General features: G+C 67.7%; 13 protein-coding genes. 7 read left to right on the top strand and 6 right to left on the bottom strand.

What is annotated here, in order from left to right; genetic code table 11:
- Window positions 1–249: a hypothetical protein gene (locus tag AB0I52_RS04220; RefSeq protein WP_363068719.1), complete on the bottom strand. Its 249-nt coding sequence runs from the start codon at window positions 247–249 to the stop codon at window positions 1–3.
- 248 nt (window positions 250–497) lie between these two features.
- A complete protein-coding gene (locus AB0I52_RS04225) occupies window positions 498–872 on the bottom strand; it encodes a DUF3099 domain-containing protein (RefSeq protein ID WP_363068721.1) in 375 nt (124 codons plus the stop codon).
- Window positions 873–1110: 238 nt separating this feature from the next.
- Between AB0I52_RS04225 and AB0I52_RS04230 the strand changes: the two genes are divergently transcribed.
- A complete protein-coding gene (locus AB0I52_RS04230) occupies window positions 1111–1389 on the top strand; it encodes a GlsB/YeaQ/YmgE family stress response membrane protein (RefSeq protein ID WP_363068723.1) in 279 nt (92 codons plus the stop codon).
- A 44-nt stretch (window positions 1390–1433) separates the two neighbouring features.
- On the opposite strand, the gene tyrS is transcribed toward AB0I52_RS04230, so the two are convergent.
- From tyrS to AB0I52_RS04245, 3 genes are all read right to left on the bottom strand, one after another.
- On the bottom strand, window positions 1434–2702 hold the full coding sequence (gene tyrS, locus AB0I52_RS04235) for a tyrosine--tRNA ligase (RefSeq protein ID WP_363068725.1): 1269 nt from the start codon (window positions 2700–2702) through the stop codon (window positions 1434–1436).
- A gap of 91 nt (window positions 2703–2793) precedes the next feature.
- Entirely contained in the window at window positions 2794–4188 is a 1395-nt protein-coding gene (locus AB0I52_RS04240; RefSeq protein WP_363068727.1) for a metallopeptidase TldD-related protein, read from the bottom strand.
- Between the two features lie 82 nt (window positions 4189–4270).
- Entirely contained in the window at window positions 4271–5794 is a 1524-nt protein-coding gene (locus tag AB0I52_RS04245) for a TldD/PmbA family protein (protein WP_363068729.1), read from the bottom strand.
- A gap of 272 nt (window positions 5795–6066) precedes the next feature.
- Between AB0I52_RS04245 and AB0I52_RS04250 the strand changes: the two genes are divergently transcribed.
- From AB0I52_RS04250 to AB0I52_RS04260, 3 genes are read left to right on the top strand one after another with little or no spacing between them, the layout of a single operon-like run.
- Window positions 6067–9699 (top strand): DEAD/DEAH box helicase family protein, encoded by a 3633-nt coding sequence (locus AB0I52_RS04250; protein ID WP_363068731.1) that lies wholly within the window; start codon window positions 6067–6069, stop codon window positions 9697–9699.
- Entirely contained in the window at window positions 9696–11234 is a 1539-nt protein-coding gene (locus tag AB0I52_RS04255; protein WP_363068733.1) for a restriction endonuclease subunit S, read from the top strand. The genes AB0I52_RS04250 and AB0I52_RS04255 overlap by 4 nt, the downstream gene beginning before the upstream one ends.
- On the top strand, window positions 11231–12859 hold the full coding sequence (locus AB0I52_RS04260) for a class I SAM-dependent DNA methyltransferase (RefSeq protein WP_363068735.1): 1629 nt from the start codon (window positions 11231–11233) through the stop codon (window positions 12857–12859). The genes AB0I52_RS04255 and AB0I52_RS04260 overlap by 4 nt, the downstream gene beginning before the upstream one ends.
- Window positions 12860–12925: 66 nt before the next feature.
- Here AB0I52_RS04260 and AB0I52_RS04265 read toward each other — a convergent pair whose 3' ends face one another.
- Window positions 12926–13147: a DUF397 domain-containing protein gene (locus tag AB0I52_RS04265; protein WP_363068737.1), complete on the bottom strand. Its 222-nt coding sequence runs from the start codon at window positions 13145–13147 to the stop codon at window positions 12926–12928.
- Between the two features lie 27 nt (window positions 13148–13174).
- Between AB0I52_RS04265 and AB0I52_RS04270 the strand changes: the two genes are divergently transcribed.
- The 3 genes from AB0I52_RS04270 to AB0I52_RS04280 all read left to right on the top strand — a co-directional run bounded on the left by AB0I52_RS04270 (window position 13175) and on the right by AB0I52_RS04280 (window position 17495).
- Window positions 13175–13567, top strand: a complete 393-nt coding sequence (locus tag AB0I52_RS04270; protein ID WP_363068739.1) for an ATP-binding protein — start codon at window positions 13175–13177, stop codon at window positions 13565–13567.
- 206 nt (window positions 13568–13773) lie between these two features.
- Window positions 13774–15279: an N-6 DNA methylase gene (locus AB0I52_RS04275; RefSeq protein ID WP_363068741.1), complete on the top strand. Its 1506-nt coding sequence runs from the start codon at window positions 13774–13776 to the stop codon at window positions 15277–15279.
- Between the two features lie 59 nt (window positions 15280–15338).
- Window positions 15339–17495 carry an AIPR family protein gene (locus AB0I52_RS04280; protein WP_363068743.1) on the top strand — a complete coding sequence of 719 codons (2157 nt, stop codon included), beginning with the start codon at window positions 15339–15341 and terminating at the stop codon, window positions 17493–17495.
- The last annotated feature ends 83 nt before the right edge of the window (window positions 17496–17578 follow it).

The raw sequence follows: 17578 nt of genomic DNA on the forward strand, positions 1-17578 counted from the left end.
CTAGCGGGGCGAGTCCGGTGACTCCCACTCCGCCAGCGTCACCACATCCTTGAGGAAGCCCCGCACATCCAGGAACGAGGAGAGATGCTCCCGGTGCTCGTCACAGGCCAGCCAGGTCTTGCGGCGGTCCGGGGTGTGCAGCTTCGGGTTGTTCCAGGCAAGCACCCACACGGCGTCGGCACGGCAGCCCTTGGCGGAGCAGACGGGGGCTTCGGCGGCGTTCCCGGGGGCGGATTCAGGGGAGTTCACGGACTCAACCCTAGGGCCGGCCGCCGGGGCGGCTGAACCTGACGCATCCCCTGCCGGAGAAAAGGCGACGCCGAGCAGCCACGGGGGGAGCTGCCCGGCGTCGGTCCGTCGCTCCGACGGGGGATGCGGAGCGCTTTTGAAGTATGTCACGCAGACCGGGGTGCGGTGCACTGGAACTTCATGATTGATCTGAGCTTTTCTTGAGCTTGAATCCGCCGTGAATCCGGTCGATATCGGGGCGCACGGGCTCAGCCGTGCCCCTGCGGATCCGAGGCGCGGAAGCTCTGGCCCGCCTCCGGACCCGGTTCGGCCGGGCCTGCCACCGGTGCGGTGCCGAGCGCCGGCAGCGTCGGGGCCGGGACGAAGGTGGAGGGCAGCGCAGGGCTGTTCTCGCGGCCCGCGTTGGCGATGACGACGGCGACGTACGGGAGCAGAACGCCCAGCGCCAGCCCCACGATCGCCACATAGCGCTCCACGTTCCACAGGGCCGCCGCGGCGACGACCGAAAGCGTGCGCACCGACATCGAGATCACATAGCGCCGCTGCCTGCCGCGCACATCCTCCGCGAGACCCTGCCGGGCACCCGTGATCCGGAAGACCTCCGCATCGCTCCGCTTCCGCATCCCGTCTCCACCAATCTTCCCCGAGCCCGCGCGGACACTGGGGGAGACCCCGCTTTCGCGCCGGACGCTCCCCGGACCGGACCGCTCCCACGGTACGCCCGGCATCCGGCGCGTTCGAGACCGGGGCGCGCCGTGAAACCGCTCCAGCCGCACGTTCGGACCCCTCCGGCATGCGGGATACACGCCCGGCGCCGAGACTGATCGGACATCGCGACACCGCGTCGCACGAGGAGGCGGTATGAGCTGGTTGTGGGCAATCATCGTGGGCCTGGTCCTCGGCCTGATCGCGAAGGCGATCCTGCCGGGGAAGCAGCAGATCCCGCTCTGGCTGACGATCATTTTCGGCATGATCGGCAGCATCCTCGGCAACGCTGTCGCCACCTGGCTCGGTGTCAACGACACCAAGGGCATCGACTGGACGCGCCATGTGCTCCAGCTCATCGGTGCCGTGGTGGTGGTCGGCGTCGGCGACATGCTCTGGGCGTCGATCCGCGGTACCAAGCGACAGAAAACCTGAGGACCGCCGGGCACCGAACGGCCGCGGCCGTTCCTCGTGAAGGCTCAGCCGGCCGTGACCTCGATGGCCGCGAGGTTCTTCTTGCCCCGGCGCAGCACCAGCCAGCGCCCGTGCAGCAGCTCCTCACGGGCCGGTGCCACCTCGCCGTCGGCGACCTTGACGTTGTTCACGTACGCGCCGCCCTCCTTGACGGTGCGGCGCGCACCCGACTTGCTCGGCGCCAGACCGACCTCCACCAGCAGGTCCACCAGCGGACCCAGCTCGGTGACCCGGGCGTGCGGCACCTCGGAGAGCGCCGCGCCGAGCGTCGCCTCGTCCAGCGCACCCAGCTCACCCTGGCCGAACAGCGCCTTCGACGCGGCGATGACCGCGGCGCACTGGTCCGCGCCGTGCACCAGCGTCGTCAGCTCCTCGGCCAGCGCGCGCTGCGCCGACCGCGCCTGCGGCCGCTCCTCGGTGACCTTCTCCAGCTCCTCCAGCTCGGCGGGGCTCAGGAAGCTGAGGATGCGCATGTAGCGGGAGATGTCCCGGTCGTCGACGTTCAGCCAGAACTGGTAGAACGCGTACGGCGTCGTCATCTCCGGGTCCAGCCAGACCGCGCCGCTCTCGGACTTGCCGAACTTGGTCCCGTCCGCCTTGGTCATCAGCGGGGTCGCCAGCGCGTGCACCTCGGCCCCCGGCTCCAGACGGTGGATCAGGTCCAGGCCCGCGGTGAGGTTGCCCCACTGGTCGCTGCCGCCCTGCTGGAGGGTGCAGCCGTGACGCCGGTACAGCTCCAGGAAGTCCATGCTCTGGAGCAGCTGGTAGCTGAACTCGGTGTAGCTGATGCCCTCGTCGGACTCCAGCCGGCGGGCGATGGACTCCTTGGTGAGCATCTTGTTGACCCGGAAGTGCTTGCCGATGTCCCGCAGGAACTCGATCGCGGACATGCCCGCGGTCCAGTCCAGGTTGTTCACCATGACCGCGGCGTTCTCGCCCTCGAAGGACAGGAACGGCTCGATCTGGGACCGCAGCCGCGCCACCCAGGCAGCGATCGTCTCCGGGTCGTTCAGTGTGCGCTCGGCGGTCGGGCGCGGGTCACCGATCTGGCCGGTGGCCCCGCCCACCAGGGCGAGCGGCCGCAGACCGGCCTGCTGGAGCCGGCGCATGGTGAGCACCTGCACCAGATGGCCGACGTGCAGACTCGCCGCGGTGGGGTCGTAGCCGCAATAGAACGTGACGGGACCGTCCGCGAGAGCCTTGCGCAGTGCGTCCTCGTCAGTGGACTGGGCGAACAGCCCGCGCCACTTCAGCTCGTCGACGATGTCCGTCACGGTTCCGTGTCTCCTCAGCTACGTGTGTCGATACGTGTATCGATACGTGTGTCGATACGTGTATCGAATTGCGACAGCCAGTCTAGGCGGGTCACACCCCCGGGCTCACCGAGCTCATGTTGAAGTCCGGGATGCGCAGCGCGGGCATCGCGGCCCGGGTGAACCAGTCGCCCCACTCGCGCGGCAGCGTCCTCTCGGTACGTCCCGCCTCGGCGGCCCGCGACAGCAGGTCCACCGGGGACTCGTTGAAGCGGAAGTTGTTCACCTCGCCGACGACCTCGCCGCCCTCCACGAGATACACCCCGTCGCGGGTCAGCCCGGTCAGCAGCAGCGTCGCCGGATCGACCTCGCGGATGTACCACATGCAGGTCAGCAGCAGTCCGCGGCCGGTCGTGGCGGCCACCATCTCGTCCAGGGACCGCTCGCCGCCGCCCTCCAGGACCAGGTTGTCGATCGCCGGGGCGAGCGGCAGCCCCGTCAGGCCCGCCGTGTGCCGGGTGGTCGTCAGCTGCTCCAGCCGGCCGTCCCTGATCCAGTCGGTACGGGCCAGCGGCAGCCCGTTGTCGAAGACCGAGGCGTCGTCCCCGGAGGAGTGGGCGACGACGAACGGCGCCGACTCCAGACCCGGCGCGTGCGGATCGCTGCACAGCGTCAGCGGCAGCGCGGACAGCGTCTCGCCGAGCCGGGTGCCGCCACCGGGCCTGGAGAACACCGTCCGGCCCTCCGCGGCGTCCCGGGCGGTCGAGGACCACAGCTGGTAGATCAGCAGATCGGCGACGGCGGTCGGCGGCAGCAGCGTCTCGTACCGTCCGGCCGGCAGCTCGATACGCCGCTGAGCCCAGCTCAGTCGCCGGGCCAGCTCGGCGTCCAGCTCGGCCGGGTCGACATCCTTGAAGTCGCGGGTCGCACGCCCCGCCCAGGCCGAGCGCACCCGGTCGGGCGACTTGGCGTTCAGCTCCAGCGTCCCGTTCGGCTGGTCGTGGCGCAGCCGCAGCCCCGTCGACGTACCGAGGTAGGTCGAGGTCATCTCGTGGTTGGCGAAGCCGTACAGCTCACGGCCGCCGGACCGGGCCCGCGCGAAGGCGTCGCCGAGCGCGGGGGCGAACGCCGCGAACACATCGGAGTCCGTCTCCGCGGGCGCGTCCGTGAAGTCGGGCGAGGCACGCACCCCGGTGACCAGCGGCTGCGCGTCCTCCGCCGGCCCGGCCCCGCGCGCGGCGGTCTCGGCGGCCCGCACCAGCGGCTCCAGGTCCGCCGCGGTGACGGCGGACCTGGACACCACGCCGGACGCGGTGCCCTCGGCCCCGCCGACCGTGGCGATGACGGTGAGTGTGCGGCCCCGGGTCACCCCGTTCGTGGTGAGCGCGTTGCCCGCCCAGCGCAGATTGGCCGACGACTCCTCGTCGGCGATGACCACACAGCCGTCGGCGGTGGACAGTTCGAGCGCGCGCTCGACGATCTCGTACGGCTTGCTGACGAGGCTCATCGTCCGGCCTCCTGCGTCGTATTGAGACTGTGCTGTCCCGGGGGGCGACCCCCGGACCTCCGGCCGGTTCCGTGCACGCCGCTCATCGTCCGGCCTCCTGCGTCGTATTGAGGATGTTCACGCCCCGGAAGAGGGCGGAGGGGCAGCCGTGCGAGACGGCCGCCACCTGGCCCGGCTGGGCCTTGCCGCAGTTGAAGGCGCCGCCCAGGACGTACGTCTGCGGACCGCCGACCTTCTCCATCGAGCCCCAGAAGTCCGTCGTCGTCGCCTGGTAGGCGACATCGCGCAACTGCCCGGCGAGCCTGCCGTTCTCGATCCGGAAGAACCGCTGCCCGGTGAACTGGAAGTTGTACCTCTGCATGTCGATGGACCAGGACCGGTCGCCGACCACGTAGATCCCGCGCTCCACCCCGCCGATCAGATCGTCGGTGGAGAGGCCGCCGGGATCCGGCGCCAGCGACACGTTCGCCATGCGCTGCACGGGGACATGACCCGGCGAGTCCGCGTACGCGCACCCGTTGGACCGGCCCAGATCCGTCAGCTTCGCGATCCGGCGGTCCAGCTGGTAACCGACCAGCGTGCCGTCCTTCACCAGGTCCCACGACTGGGCCTGGACACCCTCGTCGTCGTAACCGATCGTCGCGAGCCCGTGCTCGGCCGTGCGGTCGCCCGTCACGTTCATCACCGGGGAGCCGTACGCCAGCTTCCCCAGCTTGTCGAAGGTCGCGAACGAGGTCCCGGCGTACGCCGCCTCGTACCCCAGCGCCCGGTCCAGCTCGGTGGCGTGGCCGATCGACTCGTGGATGGTCAGCCACAGGTTGGACGGGTCGACCACCAGGTCGTACGTCCCCGCCTCGACACCCGGGGCGCGCATCTTCTCGGCCAGCAGCGCGGGGATGCTCTCCAGCTCCGCGTCCCAGTCCCAGCCGGTCCCGGTCAGGTACTCCCAGCCGCGCCCGACCGGCGGCGCGATCGTGCGCATCGAGTCGAACTCGCCGCTCGTCGCGTCCACCGCCACCGCGGTGAACTGCGGGTGCAGCCGCACCCGCTGCTGGGTGGTGACCGTGCCCGCCGTGTCCGCGTAGAACTTGTTCTCGTGGACGGTCATCAGCGAGGCGTCCACATGCGCGACGCCCTCCGCCCGCAGGAGCCGGGCGCTCCACTCGGCGAGCAGCCCCGCCTTCTCCCCGGCCGGCACGTCGAAGGGATCGACGTCGTACGCCGACACCCAGCTCCGCTCCCCGTGCACCGGCTCGTCGGCGAGCTCCACACGCTCGTCGGAACCCGCGGCCGCGATCACCTTCGCCGACAGCTTCGCCATGGCGACGGCCTGCGAGGCCACCTTCGCCGCGGCGTCCATCGTCAGATCCACCCCTGAGGCGAACCCCCACGCCCCGCCGTGCACCACCCGCACCGCGTACCCGAGGTCGGTACTGTCCGACGCCCCGGCCGGCCGGGCGTCCCGCAGCCGCCAGGTGGCACTGCGCACCCGCTCGAAGCGGAAGTCGGCGTGCGCGGCCCCGAGCGCCCGCGCGCGGGCGAGCGCCGCGTCGGCGAGGGGCCGCAGCGGGAGGGCCAGGAACGACTGATCTACCTCATGGGGCACGGGCGGCCTTCCCTTGTGGTGATGGCAGGGTCCGGGTGAGTGAACCATGCCGCCGACATGGTGGCGCGGATTTTCGTCAGCGAGATACGCCTGAGCCCAGCGGTTGGAACAGGGAGTCGGAGAAACCAGCGGCAAGGACCTGTCGCCGGTTAGGCTCGACGGGTGATCACACCGCACGAGTGGCGGTGGTTCTCGTACTCCTGGAAGGTGGTACCTACCCCATGAGCAGCGCAGACGGGGTGCCGCAGGCGTCGGACCCTCGACTTCTAGGCTTGGCAGGACGGACTCGCAATTTCGGCTTCCTGCTGCCGCACCTTCCGCTGCTCGTCGCCTATGGAAGCGCCGCCGAGAGCCATGTCTTCAGTGACCCGAATACATCTCTGATCAAATCGCGCCAGTTCGCCGAGGCCATGGCGGCCGACCTCGTAAGCCGTGGGCGGGTCCGCGCAGAAGGCACCACCCAGTTCGACCGGCTGCGGGCCCTGGAACGGGAGGGCTACCTCCATGGCGACGTGGGCACTGCCTTTCACAAGGTGCGCACCCTCGGCAATGACGCGAACCACTCGGGGCTCGACAACGCCGACGACGCCTTCCGAGCTCTGCGTACCTGCTTCCGCCTCGGAGTCTGGTACCACCGACTGCTCACCGGCTCACGCGAGCAGCTGGCGTTCGTGCCGCCCAGTCCCGACCGCACCCCCGCCGTGGAGAACGCGCGTCTCCTCCAGGATGTCGCCCAGGCACGCCGGGAACTAGAAGAGGCCCGTCTCAGCTATCACGACCAGGCATCCCAGGCCCAGGCCGAACAGGCCGCCCGGAGTGTCGTCGAGCGCGAGCTCGCCCAGGCGCAGGCCGAGCGCGAGGAAATGGCCCGTGCGGTCGCTGCCATGCAGCACCAGCTCAAGGAACTCCAGGCCGCTGCCGAGGCGACTCAGCTCGACCGCCGTCACACCGCCACCACTGACCGAGCCGCCGCTTCGGCCGCCGTCGCGGAGCGCGCCCGCCTCCTCGACAACGCGGAGCAGGCTTCCCGCGAACCGCTCACCGAAGTACAGGTCCGCAAGCGACTCGACGCCATGCTGGCAGCAGCCGGCTGGGACGTCCAGGACGGTGGCGCGGACCTCAACCTCCATATCCAGGGCGACCGACGGGGTAACGGCGTCGCCGTCCGAGAGGTCACCACCGCCCGGGGCCGCGCCGACTATGCCCTCTACGTCGACCGCAAGCTCGTCGGCGTCATCGAGGCCAAGCGCGAGGGGGCTGACCTGTCCGCCGCGGAAGCCCAGGCCGACCGCTACGCCGACCACCTCACCGATGCCCAGCAGCGTTTCAACGCATGGCGCACTCCGCTCCCGTTCCGCTACGTCAGCGATGGCGGAGAGACCCGCTTCCGGTCCGTCCTTGACCCGGACTCCCGTACTCGCCGCATCTTCTTCTTCCACCAGCCGCGTACTCTCGCTCGCTGGGTCCGCCAGGCCGAGGAGGACGAGCAGACCCCCAGCTACCGCGCCCGGCTGCGCCACCGCATGCCCGACCTCGACGAACGGCCTCTGCGCCCCGCGCAGATCAAAGCGGTGCGCGGCGTGGAGAACTCGCTGGCCCTGGGTAAAGGGCAGCAGGGCATGGGGCAGGCCCGCGCCCTCGTCCAGATGGCCACCGGCGCCGGCAAGACGTTCACGGCCGTCACGTTCTCGTACCGGATCCTCAAGCACGCCCGCGCCGAGCGCGTCCTGTTCCTTGTGGACCGCAACAACCTCGGCGTGCAGGCGTTCGCCGAGTTCGAGAACTTCAAGACTCCGGACACCGATCGCAAGTTCGCCGACCTCTACAACGTCCAGCGTCTTGGCGCGGAGGGCATGCTCACCTCCTCCAAGGTCGTGATCTCCACCGTGCAGCGCCTCTACATGGAGCTCACCGGTGCGAGCCTGCCGGGGGCCGTGCAAGGGGACGGGGAGATCGAGTACGACATCGATGTGCCCGGCGGCATCGAGGTCGGCTACAACGCGGACATCCCCCCGGAGGCATTCGACCTGATCGTCGTCGACGAGTGCCATCGTTCCATCTACGGCAAGTGGCGCTCCGTCCTCGAATACTTCGACGCCCCCATCGTTGGCCTCACCGCCACCCCCGTCGCCCAGACCTTCGGCTACTTCAACGGCAACCTGGTCAGCGAGTACTCCTATCAGGAGGCTGTGGCCGACCGCGTCAACGTCGACTTCTCCGTCTACGAGATCAACACACGTATCACGGCCGAGGGCGGTGTCATCGCGCAGGGCACCATTCCGGTCCGTGACCGCCGCACGCGCCGCCAGCGCTACGAGGACATCGACGAGGACATTGCGTACGGAGCGAACCAGGTCGGTGTCGGGGTTATCAGCAAGGACCAGCTCCGTACGGTCGTCCAGACCTTCCACGACCGGCTGTTCACGGAGATCTTCCCCGAGCGGGCGAAGCGCGACCCGGCCACGGGAGCCTTGCTGCGGGACGAGATGCACGTGCCCAAGACGTTGATCTTCGCCAAGAACGACAACCACGCGGAGGAGATCGTCGAGGTCGTCCGCGACGTCTTCGGCAAGGGCAACGATTTCTGCGCGAAGATCACCAGCGCGGCCCGCAACGCCCCCGAACGCCTGGCTGCCTTCCGAAACCTGCCCGACCTGCGGATCGCGGTCACGGTCGACATGATCGCCACCGGCACGGACGTCAAGCCGCTTGAATGCCTGTTGTTCCTGCGGGACGTCAAGAGCTGGGCCTACTTCGAGCAGATGAAGGGCCGCGGCGCCCGGACTCTGTCCCTCACGGAGTTCGAGAAGGTCACCCCCGGCGTGGGCCCGAAAACCCGCTTCGTGATCGTCGACGCGGTCGGTGTGACGAAAAAGCCGAAGGTCGACGCGGCACCGCTGGAACGCCACACCGACAAACAGATCAGCCTGGAGAAGCTGCTCCGCAAGACCGCCGCGAACACCATCGAGGAGGAAGAGGTCTCCACCCTCGCGGCCCGCCTTGCCAAGCTCGATGTCCAGATGACGGATGAGGAACGCGCCGAGATCCAGCGCCTGAGCGGTGGACTGGAGCTGACGAAGATCGTCCATGGAATGGTCGACGCCGTCTCGGCGGACCGGCAACTGGAGGCCCGCGAGGCTGCCCAGCGCGCCGGCCGCGATCCCGAGCACGCGGTACGCGACCTCATCGAATGGGCCGTGCGGCCACTCGCAGCCCAGCCACCGCTGCGTGCCAGGCTGCTGGAGATGCGGCGAGCGAAGGACATCCTCTACGACGAGACCGGCACGGACGAGCTGCTCGGGGCGGGCGCGGTCGTGGAGGACGAGGACTCGGCGTTTCGGACCGTCCGGGATTGGCGCCAGTACATCGCCGACAACCGGGACGAGATCGCGGCTATGTCCATCGCGTTCAGCGCCGGCTCGGACGTGCCACCGAGCGCCGCCATGAACAGGCTCGACGACGTGGCCCGCAGGATCGCCCGCCCACCGCGCGCCTGGACCCCTGACCGGCTCTGGCAGGCGTACGAGCGGCTCGGTGAGGCGGTGACCGACGGCGCCCGTCGCACGCGTACGGCCTCCGACCTGCTGGCCCTGCTCCGTTACGAGCTCGCGGGCGGCGCGGAGCGGGGGGCGCCTGCTCCACGTCCGTACGAGGGGCTCGTACGCGAGCGCTATCAGCGCTGGATCGCCAGTCAGGAACAGATGGGCAGCCGGTTCACGGCGCGCCAGCACTGGTGGCTCGACCGCATCGCCGAAGCGACGGCCAGGCGTGTACGCTTCGACACCGCTGACCTGGATTACCCCCCTTTCACCAAACACAATGGTACGGACGGCTTCATCGCCGAATTCGGGGGAAAGCGGGCCGAACACATCATCACTGAATTGGACAGGGAGCTGAGCGCGTGACGACCGACTCGGGAACGGGGCCGGAGCCGGAGGGCTCGGGGGCCGAGGAGGGTGTTGCAGCGGAGCTGCCTGAGGGGTGGGTTCGGGCAACGATCGGGGAGCTGTGTGACGTAAATCCTCGTGGTTTTGACGAGGAACCGGCCGACGGCGAGTTGATTTCGCAGGTTCCGATGGCTGCTGTCGAGGTGGCGACGGGGCGTATGGACGCATCGATGCGGGTGCGATATGGAGATCTGAAGAAGAAGTCGCTCACCAGGTTCCAGGAGAACGACGTACTTTTCGCTAAGATCACGCCCTGCATGGAGAATGGGAAGATCGCGAAGGCGCAGGGGCTGACCGGCGGGCGCGCTCTGGGAAGTACGGAATTTCATGTGCTGCGGAGCCGCGGAGCCGTGCTCCCTGAATATTTGATGCATTTCTTGCTGCAATCGAACATCCGGAAGACAGCCGAGCGGCACATGGCTGGTGCTGTGGGTCAGCGTCGCGTTCCGCGCCCGTACCTGGCGGAGCTGGAGATCCCTGTGCCACCCCTCGCCGAACAGCACCGAATCGTCGCCAAGCTGGACGATCAGCTGGCACATGTTGAGGCGGGAGAGGAGGCGGTGCGGGCTGCTTTGACTGCCTCCGCAGTTTTGGAAGATCTGATTACCGGCTGTGGTGCACGCGGCGGACTGTACGGAGTCGAGTGCTTGCCTACCTCGCTTGAACCCGCAGATGTTGATGACGGCGTACTTCCTGATCTTCCGCTCGGATGGAAATGGGTGCGTCTCGGGGACATTGCCGAAGTAGTTGGTGGAGTCACGAAAGATGGCAAGAAACAGGGCGACCCCGAGTATGTTGAAGTTCCGTACCTCCGGGTTGCGAATGTGCAGCGTGGACGCCTTGTGCTTGATCGTGTGGAAAGAATCAGGTTGCCTGCGAAGAAGGCTCATTCTTTGAAGCTTGAATCCGGTGATGTTCTCCTAAATGAGGGGGGAGACCGAGACAAGCTGGGGCGCGGGTGGATTTGGGAAGGGCAGATAGAGGACTGTATTCACCAGAATCACGTTTTTCGCGCGCGTATCAGAGGCAAGATGCTGGACCCCAGGCTGCTTGCCTGGCATTCCAACGCATTCGGTAAGAACTGGTGTGATCGCAACGGGAGGCAGACGGTTAATCTTGCCTCTATCAGTCTTCGAACAATCAAACTGATGCCTATCCCCGTGCCGCCAAAGTCTATGCAAGACGTTCTGGTCAAGGCTGTTGAAATTCGCCTGGCGGAGGCGAGGTCTGCCCAGCAGGTGATTCAGGGCGTGCGCGAGCAGGGCGAAAGTTTGCGTAACGCCCTCCTCCACGCAGCCTTCATTGGCGCCCTCGTTCCCCAGGATCCTGACGACGAGCACGCGTCCGTCCTCCTCGACCGGAGTCGCGCGCAGCGGGCCGCCGCCTCCAAACCGGCCAAGCGCAAGCGCGCGCCCTGCAAGGCATCCCCGGCCGCACCCGAGACCTCCGGCCGGCCGGTTCCGGCCGGTACCCAGGACACACTTCCCTTGTGAGCACGAACATGAGCAGCAGTACCGAGACCACGGCCTCCGAGAGCCCCGCCAACGCGGAGGCCGAGTACGCGCCCGGCGCGGCCACCCCCCGCGAGACCGGAGCCAAGGGCAAGACCAAGGCCGCCCCGGCGGCCCCGGTCTCGACCTCCACCCTCGTCAACCGTCTCTGGTCGTACTGCGAACTGCTTCGCCACTCCGGCGTCTCGACCCTCGACTACGTCGAGCAGCTCACGTACCTCCTCTTCCTCAAGATGGCCGACGAGCGTGCAAACCGCCCGGCCGTCTTCCGGCGCAACGCCCCCGAACAGCCTCTCGTGCCCGAGGGACGGGACTGGAAGAGCTTGATGACCCGATCCGCCGAGGCACTGCTCGACCACTACGAGTTCATCCTCAAGGACCTCGGCCAGCGCGGCGGGACCATGCTTGGCGAGGTCTTCACCAAGGCGCAGAACAAGATCCAGGAACCTGCGGTCCTCGAACGGCTGATCAAGGACCTGATCGATCCCCACACCTGGACCACCGAGAATCAAGACCTCAAGGGCGACGCCTATGAAGGGCTTCTCCAGCGTGGCGCCGAGGACCGCAAGACCGGCGCGGGCCAATACTTCACACCCCGCCCCCTCATCGACGCGATGGTCGACTGCGTCCAGCCGAAGCCCGGTGAGACCATCACCGACCCGGCCTGCGGTACTGGCGGCTTCCTCATCGCGGCGCATGCCCACCTCATCCAGCACTACGAGGACGAGCTCTATGGCGACAAGGGGCGGGCTCTCCAGACCGGTGCGATCACCGGTTATGAGCTCGTTCGTGAGACCGGCCGCCTCGCCCTGATGAACATGCTGCTGCACGGCATCGGAAACTCCGAGGCCAAGCCGCTCATCACCATTCAGGACTCACTCGCCCGCCCCCCGAAGCGGCACTACGACATGGTGCTTGCCAACCCGCCCTTCGGCGTCGGCTCGGTGACCGGCGAGTCGTACACGGCCCGCACCGACTTCTGGGCGCAGACGACCAATAAGCAGCTCAACTTCGTCCAGCACATCTACAACCTGCTGAAGACCAACGGCCGGGCCGCCCTGGTCCTCCCCGACAACGTCCTCTTCGAGAGCGGTGCCGGCGAGACCATTCGCAGGAACCTTCTCAACCTCTGCGATATCCACACTCTCCTGCGCCTGCCCCCCGGCATCTTCTACGCCAACGGCGTCAAGGCCAACGTCCTGTTCTTCGGCAAGACGGGCCAGCGCACCGGAGGCCGCCCCGGCACCCGCAAACTTTGGGTCTACGACTTCCGCACCGATCAGCGCTTCACTCTCAAGCAGCGCCAGCTGGGTCGCCAGCACCTCGACGACTTCGTCGCCGCCTACCACTCCGGCGGCACGGACTTCACCAAGCGCACCCCGAGCGACCGTTTCCGTGCCTACGACTACGACGAGCTGATCGCACGGGACAAGGTCAACCTCGACCTCACGGTCCTGAAGTCCGATTCCGCCATGACCGCGACATACGCGTCGCCGGACGTGATCGCCCAGGAGATTGTCGACGAGCTCGAAGTGGCACTGGCCGAGTTCACCGCCGTGGCCCAGGCATTGAAGAAGGATGTGCCGCCGTCGGGCGGCGACAAGTAGGAACGGACGGCGGGCCCGTGGTTCTTCCGGAACCGCGGGCCCGCCGTCGTGCCCTTCTCTGCGGGCTCAGAGCTCGCCCGCTATCACGCCTGTCCGGAACGCGGCCCACTCCGACGCGGTGAACCGCAGCGGTTCCCGTTCCAGGTTCTTCGAGTCCCGTACGGCCCGTGCTCCGTGCGGCAGTTCGGCGATCTCGACGCAGTCATTCTCCGCCCCACTGGCTGTCGCCTTGTGCCAGTCGGCGTTGGTGAGGTCCTGTTTGTACAGCTCGGTCTTGTGGTCCGTCACTTTCTGAAGCTCTCTTCCAGCTCGGCGATGCGGACGAGCGAGTCCTCGACGGGCAAGACGCTCGCCGACGCAGGTGTCGGCGAAGGGCAGTCGCATGCGGCGCAGTTGGTGATGTCCGAGCTGTTCGGGAATGCGGTGCGGGCTTGCGGCAATTTCGTGCCGCTCGTCGCCGAGGTGGCCGTGGAGCCGTCGCGCGGGTACGGCGACGGTGCGGAACGCGGGGTACGGGTCAGGCTGCATGACCCGTACCGGTTGGCGCTGCCCGTGGTCGGCGGTGTGCGAATGGATGATCCCGAGGCGGAATCGGGGCGCGGGCTGCCCATGATCGACCTGCTTGCGCCGGGGTGGCGGGTTGCGGGGACGCCGGTCGGGAAGCAGGTGCGCTGCCGGATTCCCGGAGAGGGGGACGCGGGGGCCTGACGGGCTTCCCCGTCACCGACTGCCAATCTTGTCGTACTGATCGTGAAGATATGCCTACGATGGGAGGGAGTTGATCGCCCGCGGTCCGGTCGTCCGGTCCGATGTGCTGTTAAGAGCCTTGGCCGCCACAGTCGGCGGCTGCCCGGGACGGGGAACGGCCAGTCGGCGCATCCACTCGGACCGGGACGCACGAGGACGGGCGGGGCATGACGACAGAGCGCGACGGAGCCGGGGCCAGAGGGCCGGAGACGCACTGGACGGCGAAGAGGATCTTTGAGCGCTGGCAGCGTTTCTACGAACTCAAGACCAGTGCCAAGGCGCTGACTCGGTTGGAATTCACCGAGCACATCGCCTACCTGCTCTTCCTCAAGCTCGACCACGAACACACCCAGCGGTCCGGGATGTTCGCAAGCAGGCCGATCGCGCCGGTGGAGAGCTGGCCGCACCTCGTACTCGCCAGTGGGGAGGATCTGCACGCAACGCTGACCCGGCTGATGACGGAGCTCGGCAGGCCGAACCCGGAGGACCCCCGCCGGGCCATCGCCAGCGTTCTGTTCCAGGAGTCCCGTCCCTGGCCCGTGGACCGGATGGCAGAACTCGGACGGCTGATCATCGAGGAGTTCGACCCGTACCGCTGGGCGGATGTGAAGCGGGACGAACTCGGTGCGGCCTTCTCTCTGCTGATCGGCGACTGCCGCGACGACATCCGGGCCAAGCGGGAGACGGGCCAGTTCCTTACCCCTCCGTACCTCCTGAAGGTCATAGCCGAGGCGCTTGCGCTCACCCCTGAGGACCGGGTGATCGATGCGGCCGTCGGGGTGGGTACCAGTCTGATCGCCGTGCACCGCGAGATGGCGGTGCACGGGGACCGCGTCGACGCCTCCGCTATAGCCGGTGCCGACATCGACGTACAGATGTGTCGCCTGGCGACGATGAACGTACTGCTGAACACCGGGCGCCAGTTCCACGACGTCCCCCCGGTTCTGCGCGCGGACTCGCTCAGGGTGAAGGACCGGCTGGTGCGCCGGCACGAGCGGGACGTGGCCGCGACGGTCGTCATCTGCAACCCGCCGTTCAAGAGCGTGGAGACGAACACCGAGCAGCGGGATGACTTCTGGGCGCAGAACGCCACGCTTCCGGCCAACTTCCTCCAGCATCTGGCCATCACCCTGCCCCGAGGTGCCAGGGCGGCTGTCTTCGTCCCCGATGGTGTGCTGTTCCAGCGCGGCGCGGCGGCCACCATCCGCAGGGAGCTGTTGAAGAACTGCACCGTGCACACTCTGCTGCGCCTGCCGACCGGCATGTTCCACGACACCAACTCGAAGTCGAACGTCCTCTTCTTCACTAAGTCGGTGAGGTGTCCGACCGGTGAGCCGAACACGGACGAGCTATGGGTGTACGACGCTCGCGACATCCACCACACGGACACCGAGAACCCTCTTTCCGAGGAGGATTTCGGGGAGTTTCTGGAGGCGTTCCGTCCTGGGGAGGAACGATTCACCGGGCGTGCCGAATCGTCGCGCTTCAAGCGCTACGACCGCGACGCCGTACGAAAGATCCTGGACAGTCCCGGCGTCAGCCTCAACCTGCGGGCCAACCTCGCCGACACACTGGATGATTCGGGCGATCCACGCGACATCGCGCGCTCGATCATCGACCACCTCGGCGACGCGCAGCGGAGCTTCGAAGCGGTCCTGGACTCCCTCGGCTGAGACCGCCGTCCCCTTATCCGCACCCGTCACCCACACGCAGCCGGCCGGACAGGAAGACCATGAACGCCACTCCGCAGCAACCCGACGTCCCCACCCAGGTCCGCCAGACTGAGCGTGCCTTCGACGAAACGTACGCCGACCTCATCGACATGAGCGACTTCGGCAACCGGGCGCCCGAACAGACCGCGCCCGCCTTCCGATCTCGCGCGCTGGCGGCGCACGCCGTCCGGATCATGACGGGATGGGCGGCCGAGCAGGCGGCCGACTGCGTCATCGATGGCGGCCAGGACCAGGGGATCGACGCCATCGCCATCGACGAGGCGGCGGCACACATCTACCTCGTACAGGCCAAGTGGAGTCCGAACGGGACGGCAAAGGCGAACGAGACCGCAGTACAGAAGCTCTTCGTGGGACTGACCCTCATCGACTCGGGAGAGTCCGCCCAGTTCAACCCGCGCGGTCAGATACTCGCCAAGCGGGCCCACGAGCTGATCGGTGAGAAGGCGACCAGGATCACGCAGGTGATCGTCCTCATGGGAACTGAGCACCCCGCGCCTGGCGTATTGCGGGCCATCAAGAATGGCGAGAGCGAGTTCAATTCCCACGGCGACTACGTCGATCACAAGTTTCTGCATGCCCCGGAGGCTTATGCGCTGGTGCGCGAGGACCAGCGAAGCGAACCCGTCACCCTGGAAGTGACGCTGCGCCCCTGGTTCAGTGTGTCCTTGCCCTATCTCTCATACGAGGGAATCGTGCAGGCGGAGGAGGTTGCGACCTGGGCCGAGCATGGCAACGAGCTGTTCGCCCGCAACATCCGCAATCCGCTTGGTCTGACCCCCATCAACAAGGAACTGGTGGACACCCTCACTGACGAACCGTCCTACTTCTGGTACTTCAACAACGGCATCACGGTTTTGTGTGACTCCGTGGACGCTGTACCCGTGTCGCAGAAGTTCCCGGAACGTCACCCAGTCCGCCTGACGGCCCGCGGTGCCAGTGTGGTGAACGGCGCCCAGACCGTGCGCTCGGTCATCGACGCGGCCCAGCAGGCCGAGGAAGCCGAACTTGCCCAGGTCACCGTTCGTTTCATCGTCACCGGCGGCGACGCCGACTTCGCCAACCGGACCACCCAGGCCACCAACCGACAGAACCACATCACCGAACGCGACCGCATCGCCCTCGACCCTGTCCAGGCAGAGCTCATGGCCGAGTTTAGAGCCGAACTCGGCCTCGTCTACAGCGTGCGCCGCAGCGAACTCGAACCGCAGGACGACGAGGGCTGCTCCGTCGTGGAGGCCACGTGCGCGCTGGCCTGCGCCCACACGGGCAGCCGGTTCGCGGCGCGGCTCGTGGCGGCCGGTTCCACCGATGTGCTGTGGGAACGGGGCGGCAGCGGCATCTACGACCCTCTCTTCCGCTCCGTGCCTGGCGTGTACGAGACCTGGAACGCGGTGAAGGTGCTGCGAGCGGTGCGGACGGCTCTGCGTGCGGAGCGCGAGCAGTACGCGGGGCGCGCGGCCGCAGTCGTCGACGACGGTGCCTTCCTCATCACCCACCTGGCGTTCCGGCGGCTGCTTGCTCAGGACGCCGGCATGGGGGAGCCGGACCAGTCTCTGGCCTGGGCCGCTGAGGCGGTGGCACAGGTCCCGAACCTCGTCAAGCGCGTGGTCCCGGTGCTTGTACAGGTTTTGGACGACGAGGTTGGAGCCCGGACGAGTATCCAGCGCGTGTGCGCCGACCCTGGGCAGGCCGCTGAGCTCGTCACTGCGGTTCTGGCAGCTCTTGAAGGGGGCGGGACCGGAGAGGCCGCCGCGAAGTACCGGCGGCAGGAGAGCAAGCCGCGCAAGCGACGTAGGCCCAACGCCGTGCACGTGATCGTCGACAGCGGTGCTCTGGTGGAAGGCGCCCCCCTCCACCTGGCCCTGTACCTTCAGCCGGAGAAGGAAGCGCTGGCCGAGTGGCTCACTGCCAACCCGCGTCGAGCATTGGCCAAGTGGACTAGGACCAACCGGACGCGCCCGATCGTCTGGGCCGCCGACGGGCTTTCGTACTCGCCCAGTGGGCTCATTGCACGGATGTGGGAGCTGGCCGACTGGGAAGGGCGCCCAGTCTCGAACCAGGGCACCGCCCGTTGGGCCACGCAGGAGGGGGAGACGCTCGCAATCCTCGCCCGGCGGCTCCTCGACGGTATGGAGGGAGGGAAGGACGCAGAGTGACGACCAGCTGTGGCAGGGTCGGCCAGCCGCATGCAAGCGCCTCATTTGTGGTCACCGTGGATACATGTAGGTACAACTGACGA

It is taken from the genome of Streptomyces sp. NPDC050423 (assembly GCF_040655445.1).
Classification (GTDB): Bacteria; Actinomycetota; Actinomycetes; order Streptomycetales; family Streptomycetaceae; genus Streptomyces.

Coding starts and splice junctions, on each gene's coding strand:
- AB0I52_RS04225 (WP_363068721.1), bottom strand. CDS start 872: ATGCGGAAGCGGAGCGATGCGGAGGTCTTCCGGATCACGGGTGCCCGG.
- AB0I52_RS04230 (WP_363068723.1), top strand. CDS start 1,111: ATGAGCTGGTTGTGGGCAATCATCGTGGGCCTGGTCCTCGGCCTGATC.
- AB0I52_RS04240 (WP_363068727.1), bottom strand. CDS start 4,188: ATGAGCCTCGTCAGCAAGCCGTACGAGATCGTCGAGCGCGCGCTCGAA.
- AB0I52_RS04270 (WP_363068739.1), top strand. CDS start 13,175: ATGCGGACGAGCGAGTCCTCGACGGGCAAGACGCTCGCCGACGCAGGT.
- AB0I52_RS04275 (WP_363068741.1), top strand. CDS start 13,774: ATGACGACAGAGCGCGACGGAGCCGGGGCCAGAGGGCCGGAGACGCAC.
- AB0I52_RS04280 (WP_363068743.1), top strand. CDS start 15,339: ATGAACGCCACTCCGCAGCAACCCGACGTCCCCACCCAGGTCCGCCAG.